Source organism: Halomonas daqiaonensis, assembly GCF_900109725.1.
GTDB classification, from domain to species: Bacteria; Pseudomonadota; Gammaproteobacteria; order Pseudomonadales; family Halomonadaceae; genus Halomonas; species Halomonas daqiaonensis.
This window is the reverse complement of the sequence record NZ_FOBC01000026.1, coordinates 13,081-33,609: the sequence shown is the minus strand read 5'-3', so window position 1 is coordinate 33,609 and position 20,529 is coordinate 13,081. Positions and strand designations below refer to the sequence as shown.

19 protein-coding genes and 2 pseudogenes are annotated in these 20,529 nt (G+C 61.9%); 7 read left to right on the top strand and 14 right to left on the bottom strand.

Going from position 1 to position 20,529, the window contains the following annotated elements; translation table 11 throughout:
* Positions 1–44 precede the first annotated feature (44 nt).
* The 4 genes from wecC to BMY30_RS16185 form a co-directional block, all read right to left on the bottom strand.
* A complete protein-coding gene (wecC, locus tag BMY30_RS16200) occupies positions 45–1,331 on the bottom strand; it encodes a UDP-N-acetyl-D-mannosamine dehydrogenase (protein ID WP_089715625.1) in 1,287 nt (428 codons plus the stop codon).
* 74 nt (positions 1,332–1,405) lie between these two features.
* Positions 1,406–2,527, bottom strand: a complete 1,122-nt coding sequence (gene wecB / locus BMY30_RS16195; protein ID WP_280140913.1) for a non-hydrolyzing UDP-N-acetylglucosamine 2-epimerase — start codon at positions 2,525–2,527, stop codon at positions 1,406–1,408.
* A 501-nt stretch (positions 2,528–3,028) separates the two neighbouring features.
* Complete coding sequence (locus tag BMY30_RS16190; RefSeq protein WP_089715622.1) at positions 3,029–3,409, bottom strand: type II toxin-antitoxin system VapC family toxin; 381 nt, start codon at positions 3,407–3,409, stop codon at positions 3,029–3,031.
* Entirely contained in the window at positions 3,409–3,660 is a 252-nt protein-coding gene (locus tag BMY30_RS16185; protein WP_089715620.1) for a type II toxin-antitoxin system Phd/YefM family antitoxin, read from the bottom strand. The genes BMY30_RS16190 and BMY30_RS16185 overlap by 1 nt, the downstream gene beginning before the upstream one ends.
* Positions 3,661–4,033: 373 nt before the next feature.
* Here BMY30_RS16185 and BMY30_RS18540 point away from each other — a divergent pair, with 373 nt between their 5' ends.
* The 4 genes and pseudogenes from BMY30_RS18540 to cysQ all read left to right on the top strand — a co-directional run bounded on the left by BMY30_RS18540 (position 4,034) and on the right by cysQ (position 5,693).
* Complete coding sequence (locus BMY30_RS18540) at positions 4,034–4,180, top strand: type II toxin-antitoxin system RelE/ParE family toxin (protein ID WP_425283469.1); 147 nt, start codon at positions 4,034–4,036, stop codon at positions 4,178–4,180.
* 4 nt (positions 4,181–4,184) lie between these two features.
* Positions 4,185–4,499, top strand: a complete 315-nt coding sequence (locus BMY30_RS16175) for an addiction module antidote protein (protein ID WP_089715618.1) — start codon at positions 4,185–4,187, stop codon at positions 4,497–4,499.
* Positions 4,500–4,523: 24 nt separating this feature from the next.
* Positions 4,524–4,607, top strand: a pseudogene (locus BMY30_RS18535) (hypothetical protein); the annotation flags it as partial.
* A gap of 306 nt (positions 4,608–4,913) precedes the next feature.
* Positions 4,914–5,693, top strand: coding sequence for a 3'(2'),5'-bisphosphate nucleotidase CysQ (gene cysQ, locus BMY30_RS16170; RefSeq protein ID WP_089715616.1), 780 nt, complete (start codon positions 4,914–4,916; stop codon positions 5,691–5,693).
* 70 nt (positions 5,694–5,763) lie between these two features.
* Here cysQ and BMY30_RS16165 read toward each other — a convergent pair whose 3' ends face one another.
* The 6 genes and pseudogenes from BMY30_RS16165 to BMY30_RS16145 form a co-directional block, all read right to left on the bottom strand.
* A complete protein-coding gene (locus BMY30_RS16165) occupies positions 5,764–7,119 on the bottom strand; it encodes a UDP-glucose dehydrogenase family protein (RefSeq protein ID WP_089715614.1) in 1,356 nt (451 codons plus the stop codon).
* A gap of 9 nt (positions 7,120–7,128) precedes the next feature.
* Positions 7,129–8,151, bottom strand: coding sequence for an NAD-dependent epimerase (locus tag BMY30_RS16160; protein ID WP_089715611.1), 1,023 nt, complete (start codon positions 8,149–8,151; stop codon positions 7,129–7,131).
* A gap of 272 nt (positions 8,152–8,423) precedes the next feature.
* Positions 8,424–9,548 (bottom strand): RNA-guided endonuclease InsQ/TnpB family protein, encoded by a 1,125-nt coding sequence (locus tag BMY30_RS16155; protein WP_089715607.1) that lies wholly within the window; start codon positions 9,546–9,548, stop codon positions 8,424–8,426.
* A 348-nt stretch (positions 9,549–9,896) separates the two neighbouring features.
* The gene (locus BMY30_RS18530) at positions 9,897–11,096 is read right to left on the bottom strand and encodes an MBL fold metallo-hydrolase (RefSeq protein ID WP_425283468.1); all 1,200 of its coding nucleotides are present in this window, start codon (positions 11,094–11,096) and stop codon (positions 9,897–9,899) included.
* A 31-nt stretch (positions 11,097–11,127) separates the two neighbouring features.
* Positions 11,128–11,298: pseudogene (locus BMY30_RS18525) on the bottom strand (hypothetical protein); the annotation flags it as partial.
* Positions 11,299–11,713: 415 nt separating this feature from the next.
* Positions 11,714–12,139: a phasin family protein gene (locus tag BMY30_RS16145; RefSeq protein WP_089715606.1), complete on the bottom strand. Its 426-nt coding sequence runs from the start codon at positions 12,137–12,139 to the stop codon at positions 11,714–11,716.
* Between the two features lie 183 nt (positions 12,140–12,322).
* Here BMY30_RS16145 and BMY30_RS18380 point away from each other — a divergent pair, with 183 nt between their 5' ends.
* Positions 12,323–12,526 (top strand): hypothetical protein, encoded by a 204-nt coding sequence (locus BMY30_RS18380; RefSeq protein WP_089715604.1) that lies wholly within the window; start codon positions 12,323–12,325, stop codon positions 12,524–12,526.
* Positions 12,527–12,615: 89 nt separating this feature from the next.
* On the opposite strand, the gene ltrA is transcribed toward BMY30_RS18380, so the two are convergent.
* The 4 genes from ltrA to BMY30_RS16120 form a co-directional block, all read right to left on the bottom strand.
* Positions 12,616–13,992, bottom strand: a complete 1,377-nt coding sequence (gene ltrA, locus BMY30_RS16135; RefSeq protein WP_089715602.1) for a group II intron reverse transcriptase/maturase — start codon at positions 13,990–13,992, stop codon at positions 12,616–12,618.
* A gap of 928 nt (positions 13,993–14,920) precedes the next feature.
* Positions 14,921–15,970: an IS200/IS605 family accessory protein TnpB-related protein gene (locus BMY30_RS16130; protein WP_244516252.1), complete on the bottom strand. Its 1,050-nt coding sequence runs from the start codon at positions 15,968–15,970 to the stop codon at positions 14,921–14,923.
* A gap of 368 nt (positions 15,971–16,338) precedes the next feature.
* Positions 16,339–17,421 carry an O-antigen ligase family protein gene (locus tag BMY30_RS16125; protein WP_244516251.1) on the bottom strand — a complete coding sequence of 361 codons (1,083 nt, stop codon included), beginning with the start codon at positions 17,419–17,421 and terminating at the stop codon, positions 16,339–16,341.
* Between the two features lie 337 nt (positions 17,422–17,758).
* Positions 17,759–19,537 (bottom strand): tetratricopeptide repeat protein, encoded by a 1,779-nt coding sequence (locus BMY30_RS16120; RefSeq protein WP_089715600.1) that lies wholly within the window; start codon positions 19,535–19,537, stop codon positions 17,759–17,761.
* 319 nt (positions 19,538–19,856) lie between these two features.
* Here BMY30_RS16120 and BMY30_RS16115 point away from each other — a divergent pair, with 319 nt between their 5' ends.
* Both BMY30_RS16115 and BMY30_RS16110 read left to right on the top strand, forming a co-directional pair.
* The gene (locus BMY30_RS16115; protein ID WP_342027796.1) at positions 19,857–20,102 is read left to right on the top strand and encodes a type II toxin-antitoxin system RelE/ParE family toxin; all 246 of its coding nucleotides are present in this window, start codon (positions 19,857–19,859) and stop codon (positions 20,100–20,102) included.
* A gap of 16 nt (positions 20,103–20,118) precedes the next feature.
* The gene (locus tag BMY30_RS16110; RefSeq protein ID WP_089715595.1) at positions 20,119–20,424 is read left to right on the top strand and encodes a HigA family addiction module antitoxin; all 306 of its coding nucleotides are present in this window, start codon (positions 20,119–20,121) and stop codon (positions 20,422–20,424) included.
* Positions 20,425–20,529 lie beyond the last annotated feature (105 nt).

Below are 20,529 nucleotides of genomic sequence, written 5' to 3'. Positions count from 1 at the left end.
ACCTCTAGCCTTATAACCAGATGTAGACTATCAAGTCAAGAACTTTAGTTCTTTTCCGCCCAAACGCCTCTGGTATCAATTAAGTAGTCGCGATCGGTATCCTTTACGATGATGTTCTTGAATGGCTTGTGATCCACTAGCATGACCAGCACATCCGCTGACTCCAGCGCGTCGTTCATGTCGACCAGCTGAGCATCGCCTAACTTCTCTCCAGGAAGACTGCCGATATTCGGTTCCACCATCATAGACTGGCCGGGATGCTTCGCTACGATGGCCTCTGCGATCTTCAAGGCCGGGCTTTCCCGCAGATCATCGATATCCGGCTTGAACGCGAGCCCGAAGCAGGCGATGGTCACGTCCCTGGCGGTCTTGTCCGGATTGGCACTCAGGTACTTGCCCACGGCCTCGTTGACCTTGTCGACCACCCACTGCGGCTTGCCATCGTTGACCTCCCTCGCGGTGCGGATCAGGCGCGCCTCATCTGGTGTCTCGCTGACGATGAACCAGGGGTCCACGGCAATACAGTGGCCGCCCACGCCAGGGCCAGGCTGCAGGATGTTGACCCGCGGATGACGATTGGCCAGGCGAATCAGCTCCCACACGCTGATGTCGATCTTGTCGCAGATGATGGAGAGCTCGTTGGCGAAGGCGATGTTCACGTCGCGGAAGCTGTTCTCGGTGAGCTTGGCCATCTCGGCGGTACGCGCCGTGGTGGTGATGCACTCTCCTTCCACGAAGATCTGGTAGAGCGCCGTGGCCGCCGCGGAGCACTTGGCGGTCATGCCGCCGATCACCCGGTCGTTCTCCACCAGTTCGCGTACCACGTGGCCGGGCAGCACGCGCTCGGGGCAATGGGCAATGCGGATATCGGACGCTTCCCCATGGGTCTGCGGGAAGGTGAGATCGGGCCGCGCTTCGGCCAGCCAGGCCGCCATCTGCTCGGTGGCACCCACCGGCGAGGTGGACTCAAGAATTACCAGATCACCCGCCTTCAGCACCTGGGCAACGGCCTTGCTCGCCGACTCGATATAGGTAAGGTCCGGTACGTGGTCGTTGCCGTTCTCTGCCTTGAACGGGGTGGGAACGGCAATCAGGAAGGCATCCGCCGACTCGGGGCGAGTCGCCGCCCGCAGGTAGCCTTCCTTCACGGCGGCATGAACCACGATATCCAGCTCGGGCTCGACGATATGAATATCGCCGCGGTTGATGGTATCCACGGCGTGCTGGTTGATATCTACGCCGATGACCTGCTTGCGACGAGAGGCAATAACGGCAGCCGTCGGCAGGCCAATATAACCGAGACCAATAACGGAGATGGTGTCGTAGTTCATGGTTCCGTCCAAAGACAGGTTGAGTTCAAGGAGTCTGGAGCTGATGCGATACCAAGGCGAGCGATGCCGGCTTGCTACAGGGTGCTGGCCAGGATCTCGAGAATGCGGCTGCAAGCCTTGCCATCGCCGTATGGATTATGGGCATAGCTCATGGCCTCGTAGGCGGCACTGTCGGTCAGCAGGGTATGCATCTCATCGACGATCCTCGCCACATCGGTTCCCACCAGCTTGACGGTACCGGCATCCACGGCTTCCGGCCGCTCGGTGGTATCCCGCATCACCAGCACGGGCTTGCCCAGTGACGGTGCCTCTTCCTGGATGCCACCAGAATCGGTGAGGATCAGGTGGGCCCGGTTCATCAGGTAGACGAACGGCAGATAATCCAGCGGCTCAATCAGGTGCACGTTGTCGATGTCGGAGAGCAGGCGCTTGACAGGCTCAAGGACATTGGGGTTCAAGTGCACCGGGTAGACGAGCTGAGTCTCGGAATGCTCTGCGGCGGTATCGTGAAGCGCCCGGCAGATCCGCTCGAAGCCGCCACCGAAACTCTCGCGCCGATGTCCCGTCACCAGGATCAACTTACGGTTGGCATCCAGGAAGTCGAACTGCTCGGCGAACTGTTGCTGAAATCGTTCGCTATCCTCGAGCTTATGCACTACCTCCAGCAGAGCGTCGATCACCGTGTTACCAGTGACATGCACCTTGGCCGGCGCAACCCCCTCTTCTAGCAAATTTTGGCTGGAGCGCTCGGTAGGTGCGAAGTGCAGCTCGGCCAGGGCACCGGTCAGCTTGCGGTTGGCTTCTTCCGGCCAGGGGGAGTAGATGTTGCCGGTGCGCAAGCCGGCTTCCACATGCCCCACCGGAATCTGCTGGTAGTAGGCCGCCAGCGTGGTGGCGAAGGTGGTCGCCGTGTCGCCATGCACCAGCACGATGTCCGGCTTGACCTCGGCCAGAACGCCCTTCATGCCTTGCAGGATCGACGTGGTCACGTCGGTGAGATCCTGCCCCGGCTTCATGATGTTCAGGTCGTGGTCGGGTATCAGTTCAAAGAGGTCCAGCACCTGATCCAGCATTTCGCGGTGCTGGCCGGTCACGCAGACCTGCGCCTCGAAGCGCTCATCGGCGGCGAGGGACAGGGCAAGGGGCGCCATCTTGATGGCTTCGGGACGCGTGCCGAACACACAGAGGATCTTGATGGGCATAAGTAGGCGGAGGATGTCTCGATTGATGGGGGCAGGGTCAGGTATGCCGGCGGCTATCCAACGGCGCAGCCGAAGGCGTCTCTACCGAAAGTGCCAAACGAGGCACTGGAGTCAGGATGTGCCGGAAACAGGCACGCTACCGCCCGAGGATTGTCCCGGGCGCATTCCCATGCCCTTCAGAAACAGGGATATGGCCAGGTAGGCCCTGCCCCCGTGACGACATCCTTCGATGGTCGCGCCATTCTACGCAACTGTACCGGCCGGCTCCACGCTGAGCGCCGAATGAGCGCCGCACACGGTAGCCGGAGGCTAAGATTACTTGGTCGCTGAAGGATACAGAGCCGCCACCGCGGCCACAATGGCACACCCCGACATTCATCGCCGTGCAAGTCGAAGCGTCGAACGCTGCATAGCAAGGGATGCGGGCTACCTCCTGATCCGAACGCGGCAGCTCAGCTTGTCGCAACGCGCATTGTCTTCTTCACGGGAGCGTGATCACGTCGGGCGGAAGATCTCGACCTCCAGGCCATCGATGTGGCGATAGTGGCGATCGTTGGCAGTTAGCAGCGTCACCCCAAGTTCCAACGCGGTTGCCGCAATCAATGCATCGGCCATCTGCATGCTGTGGCTGAGCGCATAGCTCTCGACCAGGAAAGTGGCACGTGCCGAAATGCCCTCCTCCAGATGCACAAGTTCGGTCTCCCAGTAGCGCATGGCCCGACGCAACTGACGAAGCTCTTGCGTGTTGCGCAGGCCTTGAACCAGTTCCATGTAGCTGATGGCGGAGATCGCAAAGCCCGGCATCTCATCCAACCTGTTGGCTGCGGCGGTATTCCCGCGCAGGTTCCAGATCAGCACATCGGTGTCGACCAGCATCAATCGTTGATGCCGAAGGTGCGCGATGCACGAAATCGGCGGACCTCGGCATCGACGTCCATCTCTTCTCGGTCCGCCCATAGCCCAAATGCCGGGTTACGCGAAGGTCGTTCTTCCGCTTGATTGGCCGCCAAGCCGACCAACCGCGCACAGGGCTTGCCACGAAGGGTGATTTCAACAACTTCGCCGCGTTGCGTAGCAGCCAGCAGCGCCCTAGCCTGAAGGCGTAGATCTTTTACCGTGGCGTGCATCTCTTCGCCCTCTTGTTGCCAAGACTTTTGACATTCGATTCACGATACCATGGTTACACTTGGTAGTGTAACTTAGCTGCCAGGGGCATGACCTTAAGGAAATTTAGAGCTTGAGCTACGCTAGAAAGGAAACACCAGCAGCGGCTGGTCACGGATGCACCCGAATGGGTATTGGATGTTAACTTTGGTTGACACTCCCCGTAACGTTAACTACAGTTATCACTATGCTCGAACTCATAAAAACAGATGTGTTTGATCGATGGCTCCGAAGCCTACGCGACACGCGGGCCCGTGCCAGGGTGGCGGCTCGGATCAAGCGGTTGAGCATGGGAACCCGGGGGATGTGAAGCCCGTAGGAGAGGGCGTTTCGGAAATGCGTATTCCCTATGGTCCCGGTTATCGCGTCTACTACATCACCAGAGGGCCCGTTATCGTGGTGCTGCTCTGCGGTGGCGACAAAAGCAGCCAGCCACAGGATATCGACAGGGCCAAAGCCATTGCCGCGCAATGGGAGGAGTGAATTCATGACCAACCAAAAGGTGTCATTCGGCCATTACGATACCGCTGAATATCTCCAGAACGAAGAAGATATTGCGGCCTATCTGGAGGCCATCATGGAGGAAAATGACCCATCTCTGTTGGCTGCTGCACTAGGGGATATCGCCCGAGCGCGTAACATGAGCCAACTGGCCAAGGAAGTAGGCATGAGCCGCGAGGGACTCTACAAAGCCCTGTCCGGTGAAGGCAACCCCGCTTATGCCACCATCAGCAAGGTCGCCAACGCCTTGGGGCTGCGCCTTACCATCAAGCCTCTCTCACGGCCTTCCGCCCACGGATGAACGCACGCTAAGCTCTCACCCAAGGGCCTCTACCGCAAGGCACGGCGCGACGAGCTGAAGAACTTCACCGGCATCGAACGGCTGCGGGAACGCCAGCTCATCGCTTGATTCTGCCGATCGCCGTGCGAGTCGAAGCGTCGAACCGACGGCTCCCACAACCCTATGCTGGCTCTGTGCCCTTGTGGGAGCGAAGCTTGCTTCGCGATTGGATGCCGGTTGCCATCGCCGTGCGAGTCGAAGCGTCGAACCGACGGCTCCCACAAAACCCAGTCCTGTATTGTGCTTGTGGGGGCTGTGCTCTTGTGGGAGCTGTGCTTGCACGGCGATTCTCGCTCCTTTCGCGGTGCAAACACCGCTCCTACAACATCAACCCTCCGGCCGGATGGGCCGGGTTTACCCGATAGGGACAATCACATGCCAATGAATCCCCCCGACCTGCTGGAGCAGGTCTTTTCCATCGCCAAAGACGCCGGCGACACCATCATGGCCATCTACTCCCGTGAGTTCACGGTAGAGGAAAAGGACGACAAGAGCCCGCTCACCGAGGCGGACAAGGCTGCCCACGAGGTTATCGTGGTGGGCTTGAACGCGCTGCCCGAGAGCATACCAGTACTCTCCGAGGAGGATGCCGGGGGCTTTGCCGGCGCGGATGCCGATGGCCGCTACTGGCTAGTGGACCCGTTGGACGGCACCAAGGAGTTCATCAAGCGCAATGACGAGTTTACCGTCAACATCGCACTGATCGAGAACGGCAAGCCGGTGCTCGGCGTGGTCGTGGCGCCTGCGTTGGAGGTGAGCTATCTCGCCGCTGAGGGCATGGGCGCCTTCAAGGTAAACACCAGCGGCGAACGAAAGCCGATCCGCGTCGCAGGCAAGCCCGCCGAGGGCGCTACCTGGCGGGTGGTGGGCAGCCGCTCCCACCATAGCCCCGACCTGGCCGAGTGGCTGGAGCAGCTTGGCGAGCACGATATGGTACCCATGGGTAGCTCGCTGAAGCTGTGCCTGATCGCCGAGGGCGAGGCGGACGTCTACCCGCGCCTCGGCCCCACCTGCCTATGGGACACCGGCGCCGCCCAGGCGGTGGTCGAGCAAGCTGGGGGCCGAGTGGAAACCCTGGAAGGCGAGCCGCTCAGCTACGCCACGCCTCAGGAACACCTCAACCCCTACTTTATCGTCTGGGGGCATCAGGCCTGAATCGGCAGCCCTGAAACGACGAAGCCCGGCACAGGCCGGGCTTCGTGGTTAAGTCCAGGGGGTCCAGCCCCTAAATCGCCTTTTGGTTCCGCCCCCGGGAGGGAAGGCGGCCGACGGAGTAGTAGGTGAAGCCCTTCCTGGCCATGCGCGCGGGGTCGTACATGTTGCGCCCGTCGAAGATGCTGGGCTCGCTCAGCTGTTGATGGATCAGGTCGAAGTCCGGCGCGCGGAAGCTCTGCCACTCGGTAACGATCACCAAGGCGTCGGCGCCCTTCAGGGCCGTTTCCTTGGTGCCGCACAGAGTGAGCTCGTCGCGGGTGCCGTAGAGGCGCTGGGTCTCTTCCATCGCCTCGGGGTCATAGGCCTGTACCCGGGCGCCGGCCTCCCACAGTGCTTCCATCAACACGCGGCTAGGCGCCTCGCGCATGTCATCGGTGTTGGGCTTGAAGGCCAGCCCCCACAGCGCCAAGGTCCTGCCGGCCAGCTCGCCACCAAAGTGCTCGCGAATCTTGGCGAACAGGGTGGTCTTCTGCTCGGCGTTACGCGCCTCAACCGCCTTGAGCACCTTGCTGTCGAAGCCGATGGCGTCAGCGGTGCGAATCAGCGCTTGTACATCCTTGGGGAAGCAGGAGCCACCGTAGCCCACCCCGGGATAGATGAAGTGATAGCCGATGCGCGGGTCGCTGCCGATGCCCTGGCGAACAGCTTCGATATCCGCCCCCAGGCGCTCGGCCAGGTTGGCGATCTCGTTCATGAAGCTGATCTTGGTGGCCAGCATGCAGTTGGCCGCGTACTTGGTGAGCTCGGCGCTCTTCACATCCATCACGATGATCTTCTCGTGCTGGCGGCTGAAGGGGGCGTAGAGCTCACGCATCACCTCCACCGTGGCCTCATCCTCGGTGCCGATGATGATGCGGTCCGGCTTCTGGCAATCGGCGACCGCGCTGCCTTCCTTGAGGAACTCGGGGTTGGACACCACATCGAAGGTCAGCTCCGCCCTGCCCCGCCTCTCCAGCACTTCCGCCATTCGCGCGCTCACCTTGTCGGCGGTACCCACCGGCACGGTGGACTTATCCACAATGATGCGATGGGCTTCCATGTGCTCGGCAATGGTCTCGGCCACCTTGAGCACGTGCTTAAGGTCGGCGCTGCCGTCTTCATCCGAGGGCGTACCCACGGCGATGAACTGGATATCGCCATGGGCCACCGCCATGGTCGCATCAGTGGTGAACTGCAGCCGTCCGGAAGCGCTGTTCTCCTTGACCAGTGCCTCCAGGCCCGGCTCGTAGATCGGGATATGACCCTGCTTGAGCTTCTCGATCTTCTCGGCGTCGACGTCGACACAGATCACCTGATGGCCGACCTCAGCCAGGATGGTGCCCTGCACCAGGCCCACGTAGCCGGTGCCGAAAACCGTAACGTTCATCCTTGCTCCTTAGACATGATAGAAATCCCGGTACCACGCCACGAAATTCGCCACGCCCTCCTTCACCGGAGTGGCAGGCTTGTAGCCCACCGCCTTCTCAAGCTCAGTGCTGTCGGCGTAGGTATCCGGCACGTCGCCCGGCTGCAAGGGCAGCAACTCCTTGATCGCTTTCTTGCCCAGCGCCTCCTCGATTGCCTCGATATAGGCGGAGAGTTTCACCGGGTCGTTATTGCCGATGTTGAAGAGGCGGTAAGGCGCGTTACTGGTGGCGGGGTCCGGGGCATCGCTGTTCCACGCAGGATTGGGCTGAGCGATATCGTCGCTGGCGCGGATCACCCCCTCGACGATGTCGTCGATATAGGTGAAGTCGCGAGTGTGGTTGCCATGGTTGAACACCGGGATCGGCTCGCCGGTCAGGGTTTTCCTGGTGAACAGGAAAAGCGCCATGTCCGGGCGGCCCCAGGGGCCATAGACGGTGAAAAAACGCAGCCCGGTAGTCGGCAGGCGGTAAAGATGGCTGTAGCTATGCGCCATCAGCTCGTTGGCCTTCTTGGTGGCGGCATAGAACTGCAGCGGATGATCGACGCCCTCGTGCTCCGAGAACGGCATCTTGGTATTAGCCCCATACACGCTGCTGGTGCTGGCGAAGGTCAAATGCTGCACCTGGTGATGCCGGCACGCCTCCAGCATATTGGTGAAGGCCACCACGTTGCTCTGCACGTAGGCATGCGGGTTCTCCAACGAGTAGCGCACCCCGGCCTGGGCAGCAAGGTGGATCACCCGCTCCGGCTGGTACGCCTCGAACGCCGCACTCACCGCCTGCAGGTCGGCGAGATCCTCACGCACGAACACGTATTCGCTGCCGGTGCGCGCTGCCGTCTCCTCCAGAATCTTGAGGCGTGCTTCCTTGATCGTCGGGTCGTAGTAGTCGTTGACCACATCGAAGCCGATCACGCTGTCGCCCCGCTCCAGCAGGCGCTTGGCGGTGTGGAAGCCGATAAAGCCGGCGTTACCGGTCACGAGAATTTTCATTGCCATCCTATGAGGATCGAGATTTCAAGAGATCAGTGGGTCGAGTGGCGGCACGTGGCTCTTGCTTGAATTCAGGATTCAGAAAGCTCAGCTCCTTGGTGTTCTGGATCGACGATCTCAAGTTCCAAGAGCAGCTGACTGAAAAGATACTATATCCTGACCCAACCATGATGTTCTGACACTCCCCGCCCGCCGCGCTTCGCGCTTTGGGCGAGGGTTCTAAGGTCACCCCCAGAACCTTCCTGCTTCAACACGCCTTCACTAGGCAGCGGCTAGGCCGCTGCCCCCGATCCAGTCGCTCCACAGGCTAACCCCGCCAGCCCGGCGGTTCGGATATTCCTGGCTGCATTGATGTCGCGATCGATGGCTTGCCCACAGCTTGCACAGTGCCAATGACGTTGCGAGAGCGGCAGTTTTTCAACCTTGTGGCCACAGCCATGGCAGAGCTTGCTGCTGGGGAACCACTGGCTCACTTTCACTACTTGCCGTCCCGCCCACTCGGCCTTGTACTCGAGCTGGCGGACAATTTCACCCCAGCCGGCATCACTGATGGCTTTAGCCAGTGAACGGTTCTTGATCATGCCGGTGATGTTGAGCGACTCGACGCAGATGACTTGGTTTTCGTTGATCAGCGTTCGCGTCGCTTTATGGACCGCATCGCGGCGGCAGTCCGCAATCTTGGCATGCAGCCGCGCCACACGTTGCTTGGCCTTGGCGCGATTCTTTGAGCCTTTTTGCCTCTTGGCCAGCCGGCGTTGTAGATAGGCCAGCTTGGCTTCGTATCGCTTCAGGTGGCGTGGATTACCGTATTTTCCCCCGTCGCTGGTGATGAAGAGATCGGTCAACCCCAGGTCAATCCCGGTCATCGTCGGCGTGATCGGCAGCGCTTCGGGCGAGAACTCGCACAGGCAGCTGATGAAGTAACGCCCGGCACGATCCATTGAAATCGTGATGCTGGATGGTTCACTGGGCAGCGGTCGGCTCCAGCGTATCGGCAGCGGCGTCTTCGTCTTGGCGATGGTGATCTCGCCATCCCGATAGCGAAACGCGGCCTTGGTCAGCCGGATCGATTGTCGGCCATCCTTACCCTTGAAACGCGGATAACGTGCCCTGAGCTTGGGGTTGAAGAAGTTGTCGAAGGCGGCTTTCTGGTCACGCAGGGTTTGTTGCAGTATCACACTGGACACATCGGCAAGCCAGGGGTACTCAGCTTTCAGCGCCACTAGCCGCTTTTCCGCGGCGGCATGCGACACTGTCTCACCGCGCTGCTGATACGCCTCGGTGCGATACTGCAACGTGTTGTTCCAGACAAACCGTGCACACCCGAACGACTGCGCCAGAAGCTCAGCCTGCTCAGGCGTAGGATAAAAGCGTTCCTTGTAGGCACGTCTTGTCATACTGGATAAATTATCAGCATAATAAAGTGTTATCAACACGGCACCGCTGCGTGGTGCGCGCTTATATCACCGCCCGATTGGGCGATGCTTTACGCGCTATTTGGTAACAAAGAGCGCTGGAAGACCGCCACCAGCATGGCAGCAATCAGCAGCACGATGATACCGGTAGGGCCGGTAAAGCGCAGCGGCATGGAAAAAGGCGCAGCACCACCACCGTAACAGAGCCCGCGGCCGAATCGAAGGCTCCTACAATGCCCTATGCTGGCACTTTGCCCCTGTGGGAGCTGTGCTTGCACCGCGAAAAACAACCCATCGCCGTGCAAGCACAGCTCCTACATAAAACCTCCACTATCGCTCTGTGAGGTAATCTCGACCGAGGGTGACCTCGACCTCCCGGCCGGCGTCCCTTGCCCATTGCTCGATGTGAGCCTTGAAGGCGAGTTGGACGTCATGGTCGCCGTGGACCAGGCGGATATGCCGCGGCGGGTGGCGCATGCGGCGGATGAAGGCGAGCAGGTTCTGCTGGTCGGCGTGAGCGGAGTAGCCGCTGACGGTGTGGATCTCGGCGCGGATGTCGATGCGCTCGCCGTCGAGGAGTACCCAGCCGCCGCTCGGCCCGTAGCGCTGGATGTCGCGACCCGGGGTACCGGCGCCTTGGTAGCCGATGAACACCACGGCATGGCGGGGGTCGCCGAGCATGCGCTTGAGGTAGTTGACCACCCGCCCACCGGTGACCATGCCGCTGGCGGCGATCACCACTGCCGGCCGATGGGTGCGCGCCAGGTAGTCCACGGTCTGCTCGTGCTCGGCGTGGTCATCCACGGTGTAGAGGTTGTCGAAACTTAGCGGGTGGCGGCCGCTGCGCACGCGCCGGTGGGCCTCCGCATCCCACCAGGGCTTGAGGTCGCGATAGACCTGCGTGAAGCGCGCGGCCAGCGGGGAGTCGACGATGATCTCGAGCTCGCGCCAGCGGGGGTCGGTGGCGGTGTGGATCAGCCCCTCGAGCTCGTAGAGCAGCTCCTGGGTGCGGCCGATGCTGAAGGCGGGGATCACCACGCTGCCGGCATTCTCCAGCGCCCGGTCGATGGCGGCCTTGAGCCGGGCCCGGCGGGTGGTGCGGTTTTCATGGTGGCGGTCGCCATAAGTGCTCTCGAGCACCAGGGTGTCGGCGCGATACGGCGCTTTCGGCGCCGGCAGCAGCGGCGCGTAGGGTGCGCCGAGGTCGCCGGAGAACACCGTGCGGTGCGTCTCACCCGAAGCGTGGTCGCGCACATCGACCTCCACATAGACCGAGCCGAGGATGTGCCCGGCGCGCTGCAGCTTGACGCGGATACGGTGGCGCGCGTCATCGATCAGGGTATGCCACTGCCGGTAGTCCAGCGGGACCAGCCGCTCCTCCAACTCGGCCAGGAAGCGCTCGATCAGCGAGCGGTCGCGGGTGAAGCCGATCTTCAGCGCATCCTCGATCACCAGCGGCAGCAGCCGCGCGGAAGGCACCGAGCAGAGGATCGGCCCCTGATAGCCGGCCGATATGGTTGATATGCACATGAGTGACGATCAGCGCCAGCACGTCGTCCACCGGAAAGCGCACCCGGTGCTGCTCGAGGCTGTCGAGGTGGTCGGCGGCCTGGCCCTGGAAGAGCCCGCAATCCACCAGCAGTGCGCGGTCGTCACTGATCTGCAAGCGGTGGCAGCTGCCGGTGACGCCCTCGGCGGCGCCGTGGTGGAGAATCCGTGGGGGTTGTTGCATCCGGGGGACATCGCTGCCCGTTATCCGATGCTCAGAGTGTAGCTCGCCTATCGCCTTAGACTTTAGTCGTAAACAAGTGGTTGACCTCCAGTATAATAGCAACTTGCTCACATCCACCAATGGGCCGTCAGGGCCCCGGAGAGTCACGATGAACGTCAAGGCCGCTCGCCAGCATCTGGGGTCAGCTACTCCCCGCGCCCCCGCTACGCTCGGCGAACCGTCGCCGTAGCCTCGAGCGCGCTCTCATCACATGGAGCCGCCCCTCGCACCGTATGCCGTGCTTCTATATTTGAGCGCTCGTATGACGCTCAAATCTATAAAGCGTAAAGATCTCACACAAGCAGGCCGTCGATCGATGATCGACGGCCTGCTGAATTCTTGCGCTATCCCGGCCCGAGGGCCGGGGGTCCAACGCTTACTTGGCAGCCTTGGGAGGGGCTTCCTTGACGGCCTTCGTGGCAGTCTCGGTAGCTTCCTTGGTGCTTTCCTGAGCCTGCTTGACGCTGCTCTCGGTCAGCTTCTGGCTCTCCTCGACGAACTCCTGCTGCAGGGCCACGGCCTTCTCGGCATCACCCTTCATGCGCTCGGTAAGCTCTTGGGCGACCTTCTGCTGGCCTTCCATGTAGCTCTTGAGGCCTTCAGCGTCCTTGACTTCCATCAGGCTGCGCAGCTGCGCCAGGCCGGTGTCGGTATAGGCCTTGGTAGCCTCGAGCTGGGCGTTGACCAGCTTCTCGGTGTAATCGACGGAGAGAGAAGCGAAGGCGCGTGCTGGAGCGAAGAACATGGACTCGAGCTGAGCGGTGTCAAACTGCTTGGTGTCAAAGGCGAATGCGTTGGTCATGAGGGAACCTCCTGGTTCTGGATGACATGGAGCGGGAGATTCCCGCTCTGATGTCATCCACAATAGCAGGTATTTTTGTGCAGTGCAACATAGCGATTTTGATAAAGCGCGGCGCGTCGACAAGCGACGGAGGCCTATACCCCTGCGACCGGTGCGAACCGGCATGAGGGACCATCCCAGGGAATGAGGGTCTGTCCGATTACGCTGGGCACGCCACGCTTCCAGCAGCAGGTCGCCGAGTTGCTTGGCCGACGCACCGGCGCCGCCCAGGCCGTAGTGGAACAAGCCGGCGGCCGGGTGGAAACCCTGGCAGGTCAGCCACTTCGCCATGCCAAGCCCCAGGAACACCTGAACCCCTACTTCGTCGTCTGGGGTAACGCGAGTTGAGCATATCGGGTAGGGGCCGGGGTTGCCCCCGGCGCCCTCCCACACCACCGGGCATACGGTTCCGTACCACGGCGGTTCATGGAGAACGATTAAGCCCTCTTGACCGTGTCCAGTACCGAGATCAGACCCAACCAGTCGAACCACTTCCGCGGCAGGGCCTGATTCATGTGCGAGGCACCGGCATTCCACCAAGGACCTCGCCCATTCCCCGCTGACTTCCAGGCACGCTGCTCGTCCAGGCCCAACGCCAGGAGTTTCCGGCGCCGAGTTACCGGACGCTTCCACTGCCGCCAGATCATGCAGCGCAGTCGGCGACGTATCCATTGATCTAGCGCTTCCAAAGGGCGCTTCACGTCGACGAGGGAGAAGTAGTTGGCCCAGCCCCGCAAGACCGGGGTCAGCTCTTCGATGACTCGTCGGATGTGGCACCCCCTGGCACGCCTGAGGATCTCGCGGACACGTTGCATCAGGCGCCGCAGGCTGGCCTTGGCCAGCGTCAGCTTCGGCAGCCTGTGTCGGGTCAGCGTGTAGCCCAGATACCCCCGGTTCCAGGGGCGATCCACTGCGCTCTTGTCGCGGTTGACCGTCAGCCTGAGCGAGCTCTCGAGAAAATCACTCAGGCTGGTCATGACGCGCTCGCCCGCTCGCCGACTCCTGACATACACCTGCAGGTCGTCGGCGTAACGGCAGAAGCGGTGACCGCGGCGCTCCAGTTCCTTGTCCACGTCATCCAGCAGGATGTTCGCCAGCAGTGGGCTCAGCGGCCCACCCTGGGGCGTGCCCTGCCGGCGTGGCGCGGCCAGGCCATCCTGGAACATCCCGGCTTCCAGATAGCGTCGGATCAGGCGCAACACTCGCTTGTCGCAGACGCGGCGCGCGACCCGGGCCATCAGCAGGTCGTGGTTCACTCGGTCGAAGAAGGCTTTCAGGTCAAGGTCGACCACCCAGCGGTGGCCGGCGGCGACATGGTCCTTCATCGCCGAGACGGCCTGCTGGGCGCTGCGCTTGGGGCGGTAGCCGTAGCTCGATGCCGAGAATCCCGGGTCGAAGCGCGGCGTCAGCACCTGCAGCAGCGCCTGCTGGATCAGCCGGTCGGTGACCGTGGGGATGCCGAGCTGTCGCGTCCCGCCCTTGGGCTTGGGGATCTCGACGGCTCGGATTGGGCTGGGGTGGTACTCACCGGCCAGCAGCCGCTCGCGCAGCGTCGGCCAGTGATGTTTCAGGTGGTCGGCCAACTGGTGCACCGTCATGCCATCAGCACCCGGCGCGCCCTGGTTGGCGACCACCCTACGGTAAGCCCGCGCCATGTTGGCCTTCTCTACCACGGCCTCCATGAGCGGGGCGGGCTCCGCTTTCGTCCACGATGACGACGCCGGGACCGTCTCGACGCCCACCGGCCGGAACTCGGGGTACTGCCCCTGCCCCTCTGGGTGAGTGGTGGTATCAGCACCAGTTTCGGTCTTCATGATCGATCCTCGAGACGTCATCGCCTACTCGCGGTTCTTCATGTTCGGCCCTTGGTGCCGCGGTGAACCGGCACGTACTATGGCCTCTGCTGACGTCTGGCGGCCCATCCCGTCGCCTCTCGACGCCGGTAGCACCGTGGCAGACCACCAGACCTCCCAGGGTAAGACGCGCGACCTTCCTCCCATCTACCTGCCGCATATACTGCCGCCCCTTCCGGATAGCTATTGGGCTTTGAGTGCGTTGGCCCTCTCGCCCAGGTGCGACAGCCTCGTATGCGGTTCCTGTTCGTCAGGCCGGGAGTTTGCCTTCAGCTTCCTTCAGATTCCGCCTCGCGGCGGACACCCTTGCTGTTCAGCTAACGGTTCCCGCTATCAGGGTCCGTAGGGGACTTTCACCCCCGAGTCATCCCGAGGCACCACCCTCGGGAACAGCGCCAGTCAGGCGCTGCGCGCCATTCCTGGCGCACCAACGACAAAGCCCGGCCGGGCTTCGATTAGAGCAGTACACGCTCAACGGGGGACGTGGGAAGGGGCGATCAAGTTCCGTTAGGGTCAGCCGCGGACCCCCGGCCGACCCCTACACTGGCGCGGCGCTGCCCGCTTCCAGGTAGCAAAATCAGCGCGATGGGAAGGCTGATCCGTATCGACAAGGGCTTTCAACAGGCCTGGGATCCTGAACCCAGGTCCCGGTGAATGCACCCACGAATCATGCTACGCATTGATTCGGGGCTTCCCGCTCTCGCTGCCAGAGCGTTGAGAGCGTGACCGGCATTCTCGGTTTGCCAGGGGAGCTTTTGCCCACTGGCAACTGCCCGTCCTTGCGGCGGGTCAGCTGGTGTTTCCAGGCCCAGTAGCGGGCGCCGATGTTGTAGCTGGCATTGAGATCCGCGTTGTACTGCTTGCCGCTCTGAAAGGTGGCCAGTTCGTGCTATGCCTTATCCCGCTTGATGCGACCCGAGCCGTCGAAGGCCCAGGAAGAGGTGCCTCGCGGGTAGACGGTGACGACCCGGCCGCCGGCCTCGGCCATCTTCTGCTCGATCAGCGTGGCCAGCCGGCGATGCAGCCAGTGGTGGAAGCGCTGGCGCAGTCCCGAGCGCTTTTTGCCAGCCTTGGGACGCCAGCCCTTCAGATCCTCCAGCACGATCACATCGGCCCCATGCGTCAACGCGAAGTCGACCAGTCGGCGGGAGGTCTGCTGGGCCATGTGCTCGTTGATATGCTGGGCCTTGCGGTACCACGTCCGCCCGAATCCCCTGCAGAGCTTGGCGGTCTTGCGCGCCTTGCGGCGGATCAGCGTGGCGCGCTTGTCACGACGGTCTATGTCCGCGGCGGGGTGGAAGAACCTTCGCGCCACGACAGTGCCGTCCGGTGTCACGATACTGGCCGTGGCCAGCGTGTTGATCCCCACATCAACGGCGCAGGCGTGCTGCTGATCGGGGAGAGCTTCTGGTGCCATCGCCACCGGCACTGCCAGGTGGCAACGCCGGTTGAGCACCAGGGTCGGTGACTTGACGGTGCCCAGGCGGTGGCGCTGGCGTACTGCCTTGATCGCCACGTCATGCCACAGCCACTCCTTGCCGTCCCACAGCTTCAGACTGGCGGTGGTGAACTCGGTATCGAACTTGACCAACTGCCCGCGATACATCACCGGGTAGCAGCCAGCGACCGGGTTGAAGCGCGGTGGCCGGGCATGACGATGCTTCCGTTCGCCCACCTGCCAGGCCCGATAGCGGGTCAGGTAGCTCGATACCTGGCCCTTGACGAACTCGATGGCCGCTCGGCGCAGGTAGGACGGGAACTTGTAGAAGCGTCGAATGAAGTAGCGATGGCGCGGCGACGGATTCTTGGCAGTGGGGTGCATCAGCCGCTCCACGGCTGTGGCAAAGCTGGGCGCCTGCTGCAGCGAGGGCCAGTTGGTCAGCACCACCACTGACAACGCACGGCAGAACTGGCGGTATTCCGCCAGCGTCAGACGCATCAGGTGTCGCTGCTGCGGCGTGGCTTGTAGGGGCCACTTGTCCGTGCGAATCATCGCTCGAGCCATGCGAAAAGCCTAAGCCATTCCCTGATATTTATCCAGCATGCGCCTTGGCTCTCGCCAAGGCTTGCCGCTTGACTAGCGCATCACGCTTCGCGTCGATGCGTAGGATGCGCGGCTGGTTTGCTCAATATGTCTGTCCTCCGCGCCTTGCTCTGCATCCGTCTCAGCCCTCCTCAGTGCAGACCAACACACGACACAAAGACCGAGATAGCCGCTAAGACCCCGAACGTCACGTAACATCGACTGGGTCAGGCCGAAATCGATGAAAGCGACCGGCACCATGATGCCGGCTGTCGCCAACACCCTTATATTGGGGTCAGTGCCTGACGTGGCGAGTCTCCGCCAGAAAGCCACAAAGGTACAAGATAGAGAAGCAGCAGCACGCTGAGGCCCACCAATCCACGACGAGCGGCTGTATCGATCAGGTCACTGTGCAACTGGTCGTGTTGACGAATGCCCGGGTGGCGAGCGCCTTGCTCGACCAATGCATCTCGCGCGGCTTCCAGATGTCCTTCCCCCCAGCCCGTCAGAGGTCGTTCAAGAAATAATGCATAACCTGCACGCCACATCTCTAACCTGAGACCCACCGACGTCCCGCGAGACTCGTCCTGCCAGTATTGCTGCACATTATCGACCGCGAGTCCGATCCGGCCTGACACCCCAGTCTGGGGTATCAGTAAAACGACCATCAGCATCACCACTACCCCACCCAGGATGCAATGGCGTACGTTGGATGGCATCAACCCTGCTGCCGCCCGATGCCCCAGCAGCATCAAGAATGGCATCGCAATCCATCCACCCCGCGTTCCGGAGAGCAACGACCCCAGCAGGCCAGCCATGGCTGCCGAAAGGGCAAAGAGTAGCCACCACGGATGGCGCCCTTTTCCAGTCCCCGAGCTCCAAAGCGCTGCCAATAACGAGAGCGCCCCCAGCAGTAACGCTAGATTTCCGAAGGGAATGGCATTCATGCCATTGCTTGCGCGCTCATGCCCCAGCACCACACGCTCGTAAAGTGCAATGCTGCCTGCACCCAGAGCTCCACAACCCACGCCCTGCCAGAGCACGACCGGGTCAGGTGGAAAAAGGCGCAGCCAAACCAGCATTACCGCTGCCAGCAGAGGCCACAAGGGAAGCAGGATACCTTGATTACCCTCGCCCACCGGCCAATGGCCACTTCGCCACACATCCAGCAACCATAATCCGCCATAAGCAACCAGGGTCAGACAGAAAAGCCCGTCCTCTCGATCGAGCCCCTGCCAATCGGCGTCACGCAGTGCAAACACCAGACCTGCCAGCAATGTTGCCGCCAGCAGCAGCGGCACCACGGCATAGCTCCACTGCGTCACGATCAACAAGGCGATGAAGGCGAATACCCCGGCACTGTTCAACCTGGTCCAAAGCCGGCAAGACCTCATGCCATTCGCTCGATTGGATGGCCAACTCGAGTCGAGCGTCTCGAGAACGGCAGCAGACACTTCAACATTTCATCGTCCATGTTGACCAGAAACGGAACGGAGGGTAGCACGCTACATCTTATCTCCCCACTTATTCGCGGCCTGCAAGGCCTCGAAGGCCCCGAAGGCCTCGAAGGCCTCGAAGGCCTCGGTTGAAGGGTAGCTGTAGGGACCCGCTTGACCCGGGACTCCAAGGTAGGCAGGAGAACCGTTTTCCTATCCGCCCGCCTGCATGGGGACTGTAGCCACGCTGCTACCCACAGCCAAGTGCTCAACGGCTGCCGTACTCGTCGAGCGCACGCTGGAAGGCAGTATTCCGGGGGTAGCGAGAACGGATCTCACGGAGGAACTGACGCCCGGTGTTCGCATGTCCCATCGCCATGGCGGTCTCGACGCTCGCCATCACGGCACATGCTGCCCTGTCATAGGCCTTGCGGTGTCGTGGCGAGACGATGGCATGACAGCGCGCCCGGGCGGTATCGAAGCACCACTGCAGCCAGGTCATGGCGTCAGAGGGAGGCAAAGGATGACACTGGCTGGCCTGAACCAGGGCATCGCCCAGCCGAGCGGACACGCTAGCCTCGGCCACCTGTCCCAACGACTCGCCGTCTTCGGCCTCAGCCGGCCAGTCAGCCGCCACCCCCAACGACCCCATGCCATCCTGGGCCAGCTGCCGCCACATGACCTGGGTTGCCGCGCCCGCCTCCCGTACCGGCCCGCCAGCCAGCGCCAGCGGTACGCAGCAGAACAGTGCCCGGAGCGCGTTGTCACCGAATGACCAGCCCACCACGGCGTCCCGCTCCGCCAGGTCTCGCGCCGGCTGCCACTCACCGATCAGCAGCCAGGCCAGCACGGCCACCGAGGCCCTCCGCTCGAATGTCGAGGGGGTCGCCAGATGGCTGCCGGGGCGCTCCAGGGTCACCCGACACCGCTCCGTGGTCTGCTCGGGCGGCGTTTCTTGAAGACACCAGGCCGCCTCGAGCAGGCAAGCCTTGCGCTTCTTGTCATCGGGCACCGCCGCCCAAAGGGTCAGCAGGCGCTGAGGAGTGGGCTTTGCCACCAGCGCCTCGAAGGCGATGTCGGCCCGCCGCTCGGCATCCAAGGCGCCGTCGCCGGGCAGAATCAGGTCGGCTAATCGTCCCCAGATTTCGGCCCGGCGAGGAAAATGCCCCTGCGCCTCCTGCCAGGCCGCGACCGCCTCGTTCGTGTCACCCTGCTGCACGGCCTCGCGAACCCAGTCGAGCCAAGCCTCGGGGGAGCCACCACCCTCACAACGCGCCAGCGCGGCCATGCCGGCCACCCCCTGTCGCTGCTTAAGCGCCTCGCGAAGCCACATGTCCTGTAGGATATCTTGTGGCTCGGCCAGTGCCGCGATCAGCGCATCCAGAAAAGCGTCCCAGTCAGGCATGGGTGTCACCTCTACCTCATCGATCTCTTGCAGGGCGAGGTAGAGCGTGGCCGGCCTGGCCGTGATCCCTGAAAAGCGGACACGCGCAGCGGCGCACAGCATGGCGTCCGGCCGCTCGCCTGGTTCGCAGGCCAAGAACACCGCACGTAGGTAACGAGCGGCGTGCTCCCTGGCCAAGTCCAGATCGGCCTCTTCCAGGCTGGGCCGACGTCCGACGTCGTCTTCCACCTCGAGGATCGACCAGATGCGTTCATAGGCGTGCTGCGCCGATACCGCCCTGCCCTGCACCAACAAGTGTCTAACCCGATCCAACAGGTCATGGACGCTTGGCAGCAACTCAGCAAAAGGGCCGAGGCCATCCTCCTCGTCATACCAGCCAGCGTCCTCCGCTTCGGCGATGGCCGCGACCTCCATTGCCAGGCTATCGATTTGGGTCTGTAGCCCGTCCTCAGCCGAGAGCTCGGTGGGAGCGGTATCGACAGAGCACCGATGTCGTCGAATACGTTCCAGGAACGGTCGGCGATTGCGCGGGTGTTCCTCATCTCCGAGGTCGATGATCAGCTGCATCAACTCACCGGCGGTACATCCCTCCAGCAACGTCTCCAAATCTCGATGCAGAATCGATTGGCTCAGGGGAGGCATGCAAGAAACTCCTATCTCGGTGGGGAAATCCACAAGAACTCTGCGGTGCTGAAGATGAAGATGCGATCGCCCAGGCACCCTTCTGCTGCGGATAGCCAAGCGGATCTGCCATCGATACCCCGGCACTCTGCTGCAGCCCTATGCGCATACGCTCGGATTGATTCACATCGATATCCTCGCGAATCCAACGGCGAGGTTAAGATCAGCGGCGTCACACGGGCAACAAGCAGGACGGTCTGTCGCGGGAGAGCGTCAGGGAGGGCATATTGGGGGGGGGGGCGGCGCAGACACGGGAAGGCGTGGTTAATAAACACCCGAAATATCAAGGACAGAAATTCCTGAATCCAAGATCGACAAGCGTATGCATAGGCGCATCCTGATCCGGTTGGCCGTGATCAACGAGGCCGCAAGCGTTGAGGACATCAACTTACCGGGCTATAACTTCCACGGCTTGCAAGGCTTCAACCCCAAACGTTACACCGTGCATGTGAACGGCCCATGGTGCCTCACCTTTGAATTCGAGGGAGGCAACGCCTATCAGGTTGATTTTGAGCAATACCACTGAGTGAGGTGGAACCACTATGGCTATTACCGCAAAGCAGAACCCCAACCATTGCCCGCCGCACCCCGGAGAGGTGATCGAAGACATGCTGGAGGATTTGGACTTCAGCAAGAGTGCCATCGCGAGGATGCTGGGCATCTCACGCCAGCAGCTGCACGCCATCCTGGCCGCGCGTAAGCCAGTATCGCCAGAAATGGCTGCACGTCTTGGCAAGCTATTCGGCAACGGTCCCAGCCTATGGCTGCGTCTCCAGGCGGCTCACGACGCCTGGCATGCCGAACGCGAAGTAGACGTCAGTGCGGTGCCTTCACTGAGTGTGGCCTGAAAGTATTCAGAAGCAGATCAGTGCTGAGCTTGTGGGGATGAATCTTTATTTCTAGGGATGAAACTTTGTTTTCATCCCACATGTGCCATCATCGGGCAAGGCGGC

Excerpts from the sequence above, each read along its gene's own strand:
- wecC (WP_089715625.1), bottom strand. The coding sequence starts at position 1,331 with ATGAACTACGACACCATCTCCGTTATTGGTCTCGGTTATATTGGCCTG.
- BMY30_RS16190 (WP_089715622.1), bottom strand. The coding sequence starts at position 3,409 with ATGCTGGTCGACACCGATGTGCTGATCTGGAACCTGCGCGGGAATACC.
- BMY30_RS16185 (WP_089715620.1), bottom strand. The coding sequence starts at position 3,660 with ATGCACGCCACGGTAAAAGATCTACGCCTTCAGGCTAGGGCGCTGCTG.
- BMY30_RS18540 (WP_425283469.1), top strand. The coding sequence starts at position 4,034 with ATGCGTATTCCCTATGGTCCCGGTTATCGCGTCTACTACATCACCAGA.
- BMY30_RS16175 (WP_089715618.1), top strand. The coding sequence starts at position 4,185 with ATGACCAACCAAAAGGTGTCATTCGGCCATTACGATACCGCTGAATAT.
- cysQ (WP_089715616.1), top strand. The coding sequence starts at position 4,914 with ATGCCAATGAATCCCCCCGACCTGCTGGAGCAGGTCTTTTCCATCGCC.
- BMY30_RS16165 (WP_089715614.1), bottom strand. The coding sequence starts at position 7,119 with ATGAACGTTACGGTTTTCGGCACCGGCTACGTGGGCCTGGTGCAGGGC.
- BMY30_RS16160 (WP_089715611.1), bottom strand. The coding sequence starts at position 8,151 with ATGAAAATTCTCGTGACCGGTAACGCCGGCTTTATCGGCTTCCACACC.
- BMY30_RS16155 (WP_089715607.1), bottom strand. The coding sequence starts at position 9,548 with ATGACAAGACGTGCCTACAAGGAACGCTTTTATCCTACGCCTGAGCAG.
- BMY30_RS18530 (WP_425283468.1), bottom strand. The coding sequence starts at position 11,096 with ATGTGCATATCAACCATATCGGCCGGCTATCAGGGGCCGATCCTCTGC.
- BMY30_RS16145 (WP_089715606.1), bottom strand. The coding sequence starts at position 12,139 with ATGACCAACGCATTCGCCTTTGACACCAAGCAGTTTGACACCGCTCAG.
- BMY30_RS18380 (WP_089715604.1), top strand. The coding sequence starts at position 12,323 with ATGAGGGTCTGTCCGATTACGCTGGGCACGCCACGCTTCCAGCAGCAG.
- ltrA (WP_089715602.1), bottom strand. The coding sequence starts at position 13,992 with ATGAAGACCGAAACTGGTGCTGATACCACCACTCACCCAGAGGGGCAG.
- BMY30_RS16130 (WP_244516252.1), bottom strand. The coding sequence starts at position 15,970 with ATGCGTCTGACGCTGGCGGAATACCGCCAGTTCTGCCGTGCGTTGTCA.
- BMY30_RS16120 (WP_089715600.1), bottom strand. The coding sequence starts at position 19,537 with ATGCCTCCCCTGAGCCAATCGATTCTGCATCGAGATTTGGAGACGTTG.
- BMY30_RS16110 (WP_089715595.1), top strand. The coding sequence starts at position 20,119 with ATGGCTATTACCGCAAAGCAGAACCCCAACCATTGCCCGCCGCACCCC.